The sequence below is a fragment of the Rhodopirellula maiorica SM1 genome (assembly GCF_000346295.1).
Taxonomy (GTDB): Bacteria; Planctomycetota; Planctomycetia; order Pirellulales; family Pirellulaceae; genus Novipirellula; species Novipirellula maiorica.
Genome location: NZ_ANOG01000930.1, coordinates 1 through 13,223, shown reverse-complemented (window position 1 = coordinate 13,223; position 13,223 = coordinate 1). Strand labels below are relative to the sequence as shown.

Here is a 13,223-nt window from a genome sequence, read left to right as displayed (position 1 = left end):
GCAGTGCATGCAGCGGAAAGTGTGGCGAGATAAACGCGATGTAGTGAAAGAACGGCCGTTCGCTAAAGTTGTTTTCGTGATCCTGCAAACACTCGATCGCATGTTCCGCCGTCGCGGTTGTGGTGTAGTAGCCCGTCTCGTCCTCAGGAACCTTCACCGGAACGTCGTCGACGAGGTTGCCTCGGTCGGTAAAGAAGTTGCCTTGATTGTTGACTCGGTACGAACGATCGAATCCCGCATCGAGTACGTTGCCATCGATATGCCATTTACCGCTGTGATAGCTGCGATAGCCATGCGGCTTCAAATAATCAGGAATTAATTTCGCCCACGACTGACGCACACCACGGCCACCGCCGCCCAGTTTCGGTAACGCGTCGCGATGGACTTGCTGGGCATAAAACCCCGTCATCAGGGCCGCGCGTGTCGGCCAGCAGCGCGCGGTGTTGTAGAACTGGGTGAAACGAAGTCCGTTGTCGGCGAGTGCGTCCAAATTCGGCGTCGCGATCTCGCCGCCATAACAGCCCACATCGCTATACCCCGAATCGTCCGCCAAGATAAAAACGATGTTTGGACGTTTGGCCTCGACCGGTGACGCAGCCACGAAGAGGGCCAAAGACGCCAGCAGCAGGATCAATGTGAATCGTCTCAAGATGTCATTCCCGTTGTGAATTAAATATTTGTGCAAATCAATCTCAGTCAACAAGATCATACCCGAGGTTACCCCGGACCGCCTTCGCAGCAGGTTTCGCAGATCGTGTGACAACGCGAGCATTGCAGTTTTGCTCGGATTTCGATCATGGCCCCGCCGCATACCGGACAGGCAGGACGAGACGGTTTGGGCTCGGGTTTTGTCGTGTCGTTTGTCATAAACCGTTGGGGGGAACCAGTGGCAAAGGGGCGTTCAGCGTGACTTTCCACATTGTAGAACAATTGTCCCGACTGTTTCAGCCGCAGAGCCAATCTTAAACGCCAATCCATCGCAACAATTCAACGACGACCAGCAAAGTGCGGATTTTTTCAAGGGGCTGGTCCACCACCGGCAATTTCGGCTCAAATACAGCGTTCGCAACCCACTTTTTGCCGGAGCCTAGATCGTTGACCGCCACGCAATCGATTCAACCTGTCCTTCGTAGCGACTACCGTCCCCCCACCTATTGGATCGAGAACGTCGAGCTTGAATTCGACCTCGATCCTCGCGAAACATTGGTGACGGCCCGCATCGCGGTGCGACGAAATTCGCAGCAGCCGTCCGACACGTTGGACCTCGCCGGCGAAAATTTGAAGTTGCAGTCTGTCGCGATCGATGGCAAGCGACTCGACGGTGATCAATACCAACTCCGCGACGATGGGATGACGCTGCTGAATTTGCCCGAGTCGTGTCAAATCGAAACCAAAGTCCTGGTCTCGCCACTGACCAACAAATCACTCTCGGGACTCTATCAAACCTCGGGCAATTACTGCACACAGTGCGAGGCGGTTGGTTTCCGCCGGATCACCTATTTCCTTGATCGTCCCGACGTGATGACGACCTACCGCGTCACGATCCGCGGTGACAAAAAAACCTGTCCCGTGATGTTGTCCAACGGCAACCGGATCGCTGCCAAAGACCTGGACGATGGTCGTCACGAAGTGGTTTGGGAAGATCCGTTTCCCAAACCGAGCTACCTATTCGCATTGGTCGCTGGCAACCTAAAGTGTCACCGAGGCACATTCACCACCCGCAGCGGACGCGATGTCGCACTCGAGATCTGGGTCGAGCCACAAAACATCGACAAGTGCGAACACGCGCTGGTGTCACTGCAAAAGTCGATGAAATGGGACGAGGACGTCTTTGGACTCGAGTACGACCTGGACATCTACATGATCGTCGCGGTGAACGACTTCAACATGGGCGCGATGGAAAACAAAGGCCTCAACGTCTTCAATTCCAAATACGTCCTTGCGCTTCCCGACACGGCGACCGACGAAGATTACATGTTGATCGAAGCCGTGATCGCCCACGAATACTTTCACAATTGGACGGGAAATCGCGTGACTTGTCGCGACTGGTTCCAACTGACGCTCAAAGAAGGTTTGACTGTTTTCCGAGACCAGCAATTCACCGCCGATCAAACCTCCGCCGCAGTCAAACGAATCGATGACGTGTCAGGATTGCGAGCAGGCCAATTCGTCGAAGACAGCGGTCCGATGGCACACCCGATTCGCCCCGAGTCGTATATCTCGATGGACAATTTCTACACGGCGACGGTGTACCGCAAAGGTGCCGAGATTATTCGCATGTACCACACGATCTTGGGCGCCGAGGGATTTCGACGTGGCATGGATCTATATTTTCAGCGACACGACAATTCGGCCGTCACTTGCGACGATTTCCGAGCGGCGATGGCGGACGCTAACAACATCAATTTCGATCGGTTCGATCGCTGGTACTCGCAAGCCGGTACTCCGGAATTGACCGTCACGGAATCCTGGGACGCGGCGAAAAGCGAATACGCGTTGACGATGACACAATCCTACCCCACGCTGCCCGGCGGCAACCCCGGAACCGAGGACCGAAATCCGGTTCCTTTGCCAGTACGTGTGGGATTGTTAGATGCCGAAAGCGGCGAAGAAATCGAGCAGCACAGTGGCGTGGTGATGTTGGACACCGAGACCGAGACTTTCACATTTAGCGGACTCAGTGCAAAACCCATTGCATCCGTATTGCGCGGATTCTCAGCGCCGGTTCGCTTGCGGATGCAGCGTGACAACGAGGAACTTGCGTTCTTGATGGCTAACGACAACGATCCGTTCAATCGTTGGGACGCCGGGCAAACGTTGGCGACGAAACTGCTAATTGATGCAGCGAATGGCCTTGCAGACGGACGGGCATTAGAATTGTCCGAGCAATTTCGCGACGCATTTGGCCGCGTGTTAAGTGACAATTCGTTTGACGAGGCCTTCAAAGCGCTTGCGTTAACCTTGCCTCGCGAGAGCGTGTTGGGGCAAGAGATGGACGTGATCGATCCTGATTCGCTACACACCGCTCGCCAATTTTACCGCCGGCGACTTGCGGAGTGCTTCCAGTCCGAGCTCACGTCGTTGTACAACGAACTGGCAGCCGACGGAGCCTACAAGAACGATCAGAAATCAATCAATCGCCGCCGACTCAAAAACGTCGTGTTGGCCTATTTGTCCGTTTTGGACGTCCCCGCGTGCATTTCTCGGGTCAGCAATCAGTTCCATCAAGCGGACAATATGACTGATAAGCAAGCGGCGTTGTCGCTGTTGGCAAATTTGGATGTTCCCGAACGTGATGCCGCCCTTGCCGCGTTCTACGATCAATACAAAACCGATCCATTGGTGATCGACAAATGGTACGCAGTGCAAGCGTTGTCGAGTCGCCCTGATACGATCGAGCACGTCAAACAATTGACATCGCATCCCGACTTCAGCGTCGACAACCCCAACCGCGTTCGCTCGTTGATCGGCGCATTCACACAGAACCAAGTGCGATTCCATCAAGCCGACGGCGCCGGCTACAAACTGCTTGCGGATTACGTGTTAGAGATCGAGTCGGCGAATCCACAGCTAGCCGCCCGCTTGGTCGCCGCGTTCAACAGTTACCGTCGCTTTGACGAGTCGAGACAGACTCAAATGCAAGACGAGCTAAAACGGATCGCGGAGCATCCAGGACTATGCAAGGACGTCCACGAAATCGTCCAGCGAGCATTGCATTTTTAATGTGGGATAGGCTTCCAGCCTGTCATCAGCCGCTGGCCACTTCAGCAGCCACCTCTCCCAAACGGAGTGCGACTGCTGATCTAGGTGGCATCCCACATTGCTGTTAGCCGTTTGGGCCAACGCTGTGAAGCATTTTTCCCTATACGGAAAACGCGAATTAATGTAGCGAAAGTCGCAGAGTCTTTCGGCCACGCGAGTAAACCCGAAACTCTCTGCGAGTTTCGCTACGAAAAAATGCTGCACAGCGTTAGGCTATTTGGTTTCGTTTTCCGTCAACTCGGGCGCTCGCAACGACGACAAGAATGCTAACATGCGATCCTTGTCCGCTCGAGATAGATCGTAGTAACGATTTCGAGATTCCGCTGCCTCGCCGCCGTGCCACAATACCGCCTCTTCGAGCGTCTCGGCGCGACCATCGTGCAAATAGGGCGCGCTGTCAGCCACTCCCCAAAGCGGCGGAGTTCGCCATTCACGCTGCAGTGTGTCCCAGTAGACCACTTCGGATTCAGGTGCGGTCCCGCGAGGAAACTGAGGCTGCTCGGGTTCGTCAAGCGGATAGGGTTTGGGCATCCGAACGTCGAAATCGCCGGATCCGTAAGCCGATTGAGCGGTCGAAGCCATCGGACCGCGTTCATTAAACGTAACCGGTCTGATCAAATGCACTTTCGTGCTCATACCAACTGGCGCGGACAGAGGCGATTGCAAACCGGCCCCCATATCGTGCAACAAGAGATCGCTAAAAATCCCCGACACGGGACGCACATCGGCAACGTGGCAATCGATACAGCCCACTGATCCAAACAGCCGCTCGCCTTCACGCACTTGATCGAAGCTGTGATCCGCTTGCGGTTTTTCACTCGGACGCGGAAGCGAGCTTACAAAACGAGTCAGCTTCATGACTTCATCAAACGTCATGTCTCGGCCTGTATTGACATATTTCCAATCCGCTGGATCGCCCGCTTGGGTCACTGTTACAAACGATGACATCCTCCCCATCATGCCCCTGTCGGATTGCGCCACCTCGCGGTCAACACTGTCCGATGAACTGAACGTGTCAATTTCCGCTCGTCGACTTCGCCGCGCGCGCGGAGCATCACCGAGCGTTAGCCCTAGCTCATTAACACACGCCTGGGTGATAAATTCACTCAGAGTTGCGACTTGTCCTCGCCAACCAAATTTGCCGACGAATCGGCCCGTGATCTTGCCGTTTGTCTTTTTAGATTGGCGTTCGGCCAGTGCAATGATTCGTTCCACACGGATCGAGTCAATCGCGGCGACACCATACAATGCAGGTGAATTCAGCTGGCTGAGATAAAAGTCGACGTTCTCGTGACGACCGGCGACAACCGGTTGCGCTGCGATCACGCTACTTTTGCGCTGCTCGGGGTAAAACCAAGTGTTGTCAATTCCGCCTGGGACATACGACGCCAAATTATCGCGAATCAATGAATAACCTGGCCGAGTCGAGCGGTTGTGAACGACCGTGCTAAAGACCATCTTGCCGCGAGGTCCCAGCAGTGCGGGGAAGACTTCGAGCAGTCGCTCGCCGCCGTGCTTCTTATCCGTCAAGACACGTGACCTTGGATCAACCGTGATCAGTGTGATGTTGTGCTGGACGCCTGAGCCGCCTCCGTTGGTGTGACACTCGGCGCAGGAGGTGCCGTTGTGCAGCGGCCCGAGACCGTCCCCGTTCACGCGTTTGAGCGGGGCAACCGTGCCGAGGGATGCCGGGTCCGGCTGCCATTGGTGCTCGAATAATTGCCGCCCCGTGAACTGCTTTCTCGCTTCAATCGCCGATTCTTGTCCCCAGGCGACGCAGGGCAGCAACACGCTGAGCAGCCCCGCAATAACGAATGACCCAGTGAAAGTCCGCTTTGACGTCTGCATTGAAAGTCTCCCATCGAGTGACCGCCCCCCATCGACACGCCTCGTTATGGCACATCGAGGGGGCGCCGCAAGTTTTTTCCCTTTGGCCAACGCTGTGAAGTGTTTTGTCGCGGCAAGCCGCGAGCCCATTGCCATCTACTTTCGTAGTGGGACTCGCCAGAGTTCCTAGTGTTTCGACAGCAAAGATGGGAATTCTGGCGAATCCCACTACTTGAGCATCCCCCAATGGTTGCCAAAGTCGATGGCATTGGGAGCGAAAACCTCGCAAAACACGGAAGATATGTGCATCACAGCGTTGCCTTTTGGCTAGTCCGGCGATGATCGCGACAGACATCAAAAACTGCGGCAGACGGTCCCCATGCCGTAGCGAAACTTGTCAACGGCTTGTTGATTCATTGATCCGCGACGCGTCAGCGGCCTCCCACCTCCCACCTCCCACCTCCCACTACCCGGTCCCTGACGGCCCACGGCACACCGGAGCGAGGACGCCTGCGGCTGACGGTGAAACGATTAACTCAACAAACCGTCAAGAGTTTCGTGGGCATTCGCCGAGGATCGAAAGCCTCGCGTCACTACCGATACCAAAAAGCCTGAGAATCAATTCAGCCCGCAAAACCCCTTTGAAACGCGTTAACGTCCTTTTCGCACACGCTGTTTTTGCGGCCGCACACTTTGTCCGTTTTCGCTGACAATCAGCGGGCTATTCGATTACACTCTACGCGGCGGATCTTATCAACTTGAACTGACACTTAATCAAGGTTCCAGCGATGCGCCTCTGCGGTGCCTCGGCTAGCGAACCGACGGAGCCGACATAGCCGTGGCAATACACGTTGGCATTGAACATTACACTCGCTATCTCTACGACCGTCCGATTCGGATGTCACCGCATCTGATCCGGTTGCGTCCGGCACCGCACGCGCGGACGCCCATCCACGATTACCAGCTAAAGATTGAACCGTCGGAACATCACCTGCATTGGCAACAGGACCCGTTTGGAAATCAGATCGCCCGCGTAATTTTCCCCGAACCGGTTTCCGAGTTCGTGGTCGACGTCCAATTGGTTGCCGAAATGACGGTAATCAACCCATTCGATTTCTTCGTCGAAGATTACGCGGAAAAGTTCCCGTTCCAGTACGAACCGCTGCAACGCCACGAACTCGAACCGTACTTTGAAAAAACCGACGACGGACCGTTATTGGCTCAGTGGGTTGCGGGGATCGATCTGACACCTCGACGCTGTGTCGACTTCTTGGTTTATATCAATTCCAAACTTCAGGCCGACATCGGTTACAACATCCGCATGGCGGTCGGCATCCAGACGTGCGAAGAAACGCTCGAAATGCGTACCGGCTCGTGCCGCGACACCGCTTGGCTGCTGGTTCAGATTCTGCGTCATATCGGTTTAGCCGCCCGCTTTGTTTCCGGATATCTCGTCCAGCTGACCCCCGACGAAAAATCGCTCGATGGTCCCTCCGGCACCGATCACGACTTTACCGATCTGCATGCCTGGACCGAAGTCTATATTCCCGGTGCTGGTTGGATTGGTTTGGACCCCACCTCGGGCTTGTTCGCCGGCGAAGGGCATATCCCGTTGGCGTGCACCCCCGACCCCGTGTCGGCAGCCCCTGTCACCGGAGCTTCGGAAAAGTGCGAGGTCGAGTTCGATTTTCGCAATGTTGTCACGCGAGTCCACGAAGATCCACGAGTCACCAAGCCGTACACCGACGATCAATGGGAATCGATTCGCGCTTTGGGACGCCAAGTCGACGACGAGCTAAACGAACTCGACGTGCGTCTGACCATGGGTGGCGAGCCGACGTTTGTCTCGATCGACGACATGGATGGAGCCCAGTGGAATACCGAAGCATTGGGCGTTCATAAACGTGAGCGCGCCGGCGTGCTGTTGAAGCGATTAAAGGACTCGTTTGCCAGCGGTGCATTACTGCATTACGGCGAAGGCAAATGGTATCCAGGCGAACCCTTGCCGCGTTGGGCGCTCGGATGTTTTTGGCGAAACGATGGAGTCCCGCTTTGGCGTGACGACCGGTTGATCGCCGACGAAACCAAACCGACCGACGTGACCGTCCACGATGCCGAACGTTTTGGACAAGTCGTCGCATCCAAAATGGGAATCGATTCGCGTTTCTTGATCGCAGCACGCGAAGATTGGCTCTACTACCTGTGGCGGGAAAGTCAGCAGCAGGTCGGAGCGGACAACATCGTGATCCCTTGGGCACGGCAATATCGCGACGACCTCAGTCTCGCCCTTGCTCGCGGACTCGACGGAGCGATTGGCTATGCGTTGCCGCTACGTTTTGATTGGTCTCGCGATCGCTGGCGTTCCGGCACCTGGACCTTCCCTCGCGGCGAAATGTTTTTGATGCCGGGCGGATCCCCGATGGGGCTGCGGTTGCCACTTGGCCAATTGCCGTGGGCTATCGAAGAACTCGTTGAATACGACTACATCCCACCATCGATCGAGCAGCCCCAATACGATGGGACCGTCGGTGATGCAGTCACACCGCCAGCCGCCGACGCGAAACCCGAAACCGTTCGCGCCTATTTCAAACAAATGATGGAGGTGCCGTACACCGCATTGTGTATCGAGCCCCGTCATGGCCACTTGTATGTGTTTATGCCGCGACTGGAAAATTTTGACCATTTCGCCGATCTACTTGCCGCCATCGAAGACACTGCGGGCGAATTGCAATTTCCGGTTTTGATCGAAGGCTACGAGCCGCCTGATTCGCCTAAACTCGACTCACTAAAGGTCACGCCCGACCCCGGTGTGATCGAAGTCAATATCCAGCCGGCCGACAATTGGGACGATCTCGAAGAAAACACCGTCACCTTGTATGAACAAGCACGGCTGTCACGACTTGCGACCGAAAAATTTATGCTGGATGGTCGGCATACCGGCACCGGCGGCGGCAACCACGTCACGCTCGGAGCGGAACACCCCAGCGACAGCCCCTTCTTGCGTCGTCCTGACCTGTTGCGATCATTGATCACGTATTGGCAACATCATCCGTCGCTGTCGTACCTGTTTTCCGGATTGTTCATCGGACCGACTTCCCAGGCGCCGCGGATTGACGAACGTGGCAATCATTTGCTCGATGAACTCGAAGTCAGCCTGGGCGAAATTGAAACCGGAGTCTCCCCGCTCGATCTAGACTACAGCCTGCGAAGCTTTCTCGCCGATTTGACGGGCAACACACATCGGGCCGAATTTTGTATCGACAAACTGTATCCCGCCGACCGTCCCAAGGGGCGTTTGGGATTACTCGAGTTCCGTGCTTTTGAAATGCCGCCACACTCACAAATGAGTCTGGCACAGATGCTGTTACTAAGAGCATTGATCGCCAAATTCTGGCGGAAACCATATCGCCATCGCTTGGTGCGTTGGGGAACGGCGCTGCATGACCGATTTATGTTGCCGCACTATGTCCGCAGCGATTTCCAATCGGTGATGCAAGAATTGGCCGATGACGGTTACCCATTTGAATTGGGATGGTACGAACCGTTTTTTGAATTCCGTTTTCCGGTTTATGGTCGGGTCACCTACGGGGGCGTCGAATTGGAACTGCGGATGGCGTTGGAACCGTGGTTGGTGCTCGATGAAGAAGACGGCGCTCAGCGTCAAGCGCGTGTGGTCGATTCGGCCGTGGAACGTTTAGAGATCATTTGCCGCGGACTCGACCCTAAACGCTATCGCGTCACCTGCAACCGACGCAGTTTGCCACTGCAGGAAACCGGCATCGCCAACGAATATGTCGCCGGAGTGCGGTTCAAAGCATGGAAGGCCGCCTTTGGTTTACATCCCACAATCGATATGCACGCCCCACTGGTGTTCGACGTGTTCGATATCCAACTCGGACGGTCGATCGGCGGTTGCGTTTACCACGTTTCGCATCCAGGCGGATTGGGTTACGAAACCTTCCCGGTCAATGCATTTGAAGCAGAAGCTCGCCGCATGTCACGATTCTGGTCCTGGGGGCACAGTGCCGGCGACCCACCGCGACCGAAATGGGTCGATGAATTGAAAGATTATTACGCCGATCTGCCGCCACTGGGGCATCGTGATCCGGCCTCCGAACTTAATTCCGATTATCCGCACACCTTAGACCTGCGTCGCGAAAACAAATCATGAGCATGCGAGTTGCCCTTTGCCATCATCTGAGCTTCGTCTTTCATCGTCAATTGGATCCGACAACGCTGTGGTTGCGTCTGCGTCCTGCGCCGCATACCGCCGCAAAAATCGAAGCCTATTCGATCAAAGTTCACGCCGACCCCGTGTGGTTGACCTGGGCGCGGGATCCGTTTGAAAACCATCTCGGCCGGCTGGATCTACCGAAACCGTTCAGCCGTGTCGGCTTTGACGTCGAATTCATTGCCGATTTGGTTCCCTTCAACCCGTTCGGCTTTTTTGTCGAACCGTTTGCGAATGACTATCCGTTTGAATATCCCGATCAGATTCGCAAGGAACTGATTCCCTATTTGCACCTACAGCAGTGCGGGGACGCCTTCGCAGGTTGGTTGGCAGCACTCGACCGCTCACCACGCTATCTGGTCGAGTATCTGACGAACCTGAACAACGAGGTTCAGGACAAATTGAAAGTCGATTGGTCGTCCAATGCTAAATCGTCCGGTCTGGACGCGGTGATCGAAAATGGGGGTGGATCGCCGCAAGATTTGGCCTGGGTGCTGACACAAAGCTTGCGTTCACTTGGATTGGCCGCGCGCTTCACATCGGGATACCTGATCACGCTGTCGACCGATGGCGAAGGAAACATCAGCGACGATGCCAGTGCGGATAACGCCCGTATCCATGCATGGAGCGAAGTGTTTATCCCCGGCGCCGGTTGGATCGGATTAGACCCTAGCTTGGGGATCTTTACCGCAGAATATCATGTGCCACTGGCCAGTGCGCCAGATCGTTTTCGTACGGTGCCGTTGACGGGAATCAAACAACCGCTTGTTGAAAGCTCGCGAGATCAATTGCAACTGCGGCGATTGAAACCAACCGCTCCGAACAAACTGCTTAGCCAGACCCACTATCATGACATCGCCGCAACCGGTCGTTTCGTCGATAACATTTTGTCGCAACAAAAGATTGCGTTGTGTAGTAGCGCGGAAGTTAATTTTATCCGCGATTCATCAACCGCGTCACCGTCAACCACGTCACAGTCAACGTCCGCTGGTTGCGATGACCGCGAACTTGCAGAGAGACTGCTGGCACGTTTAAAATCCAAGTGGGCAGCAGGCGGCGCCGTGCACATTGGCCAAGGCGAACATTACCGTGGCGAGAGCAGTGCGCGTTGGCGAATGAGTTGCTGCTACCGTACCGATGGACATCCGCTGTGGTTCGGAGCGAATCAATTGCCCGGTGGTGAAGCTTCCGCGAAACAGGTCAGCAGTGATGACGCAGAGCAATTCGCCACCGCGTTGGCGACCGGTTTGTCAGTCAAGCCGGAATTTGTCATCGCGGCGTACGAGGACCGCCTGCATCAGCTCTTGTCGGCCCCATCACAATTAAACGAAGTGCCGGAACGTGACGAGCTAACCGACCCACTGCGTCGACAACGATTGGCTCAGCGGCTTTCGTCACCGCAATCCTCACCGACCGGTTACGTCTTGCCGCTGCGTTGGAATCCGATCCAAAACCGTTGGTCCAGTGGGAAATGGGAGTTTCGCCGCTGCGAACTCTATTTGTTGCCTGGCGACTTCTCGATGGGTTTCCGATTGCCGCTGGGCAGCTTGTCGAAACATGCAACCGAAGCCGATGAAATTGCCACCGAACCAAGCCAATTCGAAGAGAAGACGCTATTGCCGCAGGTCTACGGCGAAACCAGCGCACGCCAAACCGTGATTTCGCCCGCCGGAGACGCCCCCGAGGACCTCGATAGCGAGAAAAACGGTCGAGCCCCGCGTACCGCATTGTGCGTCCAACCGCGTGACAACGCGATCCACGTTTTCTTGCCACCGATCCATCACACCGAACATTATGTCGAATTGATCGCGGTCATCCATGAAACGGCCCAAGACTTAGAGCTACCCGTGGTGCTGGAGGGCTATGATCCACCCCAAGACGCCCGACTGCAGCGTTTTGTCATTGAACCTGACCGCAACCGACTGCGGGTCGCGCTACCGGCGGCATCGAGCTGGCAAGAACAATCGGAATTATACGAGACCGTGTTCGCCGAAGCCAAAGCGGTTGGCTTGGTGCCCGAAAGCGGTTTGGCCGAAGATGCCGAGGACCTAACTCACCTAGATGAGTGCGACGAGGAAAAGGTCCAACGTGCTAGCAGCAATACCTCGCTGACGCTTGGCGGACCGACGCCCTCGACCAGCCCGTTTCTGAAACATCCACCGCTACTGCGTTCGCTGATTAGCTATTGGCAAAACCATCCATGTTTGTCGTACCTGTTCTCCGGAACGCAGATCGGCCCGAGTGGCAACGCGCCGCGACCAGACGAAGGTCGCGACGATGCGTTGTATGAACTCGGCATCGCGCTAGAGCGTTTCCCGGTCGGTGATTCGCCTCACCTATGGCTGCCCGATCGGTTGCTTCGCCACTTGTTGGCCGACGCGTCGGGCAACATGCACCGGGCCGAAATCCGCGTCGACACTCTGTATGCTCCCGAGCGGCAAAGTCGGCGATTGGGACAGATCATGCTGCAAAGTTTTGCCATGGCACCGATCTCCAAACTTGCCTCGCTACAAGCGTTGTTGGTCCGTGCACTCGTGGCTCACTTTCATCGCCGTCCGTATACCGCCCCCCTGGTCCGCTGGGAAAGCCAGTTGCACGACCGGTTTATGTTGCCGCAAGTCCTCTGGGACGACTTTGGTTTGGTGATCCGAGATTTGAACGAATCCGGATTGCCGCTGCAGCAAGATTGGTTCCGGTCGATTTTTGAACTCAACTTCCCACGACTCGGACACGTGCAAATTGGCGACATCACGCTCGAACTGCGACGAGCGCACGAGCCATGGCCACTTTTGGCCGAAGAGGTCACCGGGGCTGGGATCGCACGTTTTATTGACGTGGCCAACGAACGTTTGCAAGTGCGACTAAGTGGTGTGGTCCCCGATCGCTACGAATTGGCATGCAACCGGCAATCGGTGCCACTGAAACGAGGCGTGACCGACGGCGAATATGTTGCCGGCGTTCGCTACAAAGTGACGCAGCCACCCTCGACACTGCATCCCACTATTGCAGCAGTAACCAAGTTGGTCTTCGACTTGATTGACACATGGACCGGCAAATCGATTGGCGGTTGCACATATTATCCCGCGGCGCCCCAAACCTGTACCGAGGCATCGGTGGAAACGCCGACCCCCGTGCAACTCCCTGGCGGCAAGCCCACCGTGCCACCGGTCGCCGAACCGCAATCGCCGGTACGCGTCTCCGGTCGATTCGAAAGCACCGGAAGCGGCGAGTATACGAAGCCCACGCAACGTCTCGACCGCCGTTTCCCGTACCTATTGGACTTAACGAAAGTCGCAGTAGAAAACGGCATGATCGTGCAGAGCGACGTCCGCGTCGTCTAACACGTCACCTCACCCAAGCTGCGGCGACTGCAGATCTAGGCGGCATCCCACATTGCTGTTAG

The 13,223-nt window shown here is 55.8% G+C and carries 5 protein-coding genes; 3 read left to right on the top strand and 2 right to left on the bottom strand.

Translation table 11 applies throughout. The annotated features are described in order from the left end of the window. Positions 1 to 649: sulfatase-like hydrolase/transferase (locus RMSM_RS29640; protein ID WP_040770150.1), on the bottom strand; the 649-nt coding region annotated here is incomplete at its 3' end. A 446-nt stretch (positions 650 to 1,095) separates the two neighbouring features. On the opposite strand from RMSM_RS29640, the gene pepN reads away from it, so the two are divergent. Next, positions 1,096 to 3,723 carry an aminopeptidase N gene (gene pepN, locus RMSM_RS29635; protein WP_008706103.1) on the top strand — a complete coding sequence of 876 codons (2,628 nt, stop codon included), beginning with the start codon at positions 1,096 to 1,098 and terminating at the stop codon, positions 3,721 to 3,723. A 252-nt stretch (positions 3,724 to 3,975) separates the two neighbouring features. Here pepN and RMSM_RS37525 read toward each other — a convergent pair whose 3' ends face one another. After that, complete coding sequence (locus tag RMSM_RS37525; RefSeq protein WP_052031869.1) at positions 3,976 to 5,610, bottom strand: di-heme oxidoredictase family protein; 1,635 nt, start codon at positions 5,608 to 5,610, stop codon at positions 3,976 to 3,978. Positions 5,611 to 6,427: 817 nt separating this feature from the next. On the opposite strand from RMSM_RS37525, the gene RMSM_RS29620 reads away from it, so the two are divergent. After that, positions 6,428 to 9,760 (top strand): transglutaminase family protein, encoded by a 3,333-nt coding sequence (locus RMSM_RS29620; RefSeq protein ID WP_008706098.1) that lies wholly within the window; start codon positions 6,428 to 6,430, stop codon positions 9,758 to 9,760. Next, positions 9,757 to 13,161 carry a transglutaminase family protein gene (locus tag RMSM_RS29615; RefSeq protein WP_008706096.1) on the top strand — a complete coding sequence of 1,135 codons (3,405 nt, stop codon included), beginning with the start codon at positions 9,757 to 9,759 and terminating at the stop codon, positions 13,159 to 13,161. Before RMSM_RS29620 ends, RMSM_RS29615 begins: the two co-directional genes overlap by 4 nt. Positions 13,162 to 13,223 lie beyond the last annotated feature (62 nt).

Excerpts from the sequence above, each read along its gene's own strand:
- RMSM_RS37525 (WP_052031869.1), bottom strand. The coding sequence starts at position 5,610 with ATGCAGACGTCAAAGCGGACTTTCACTGGGTCATTCGTTATTGCGGGG.
- RMSM_RS29615 (WP_008706096.1), top strand. The coding sequence starts at position 9,757 with ATGAGCATGCGAGTTGCCCTTTGCCATCATCTGAGCTTCGTCTTTCAT.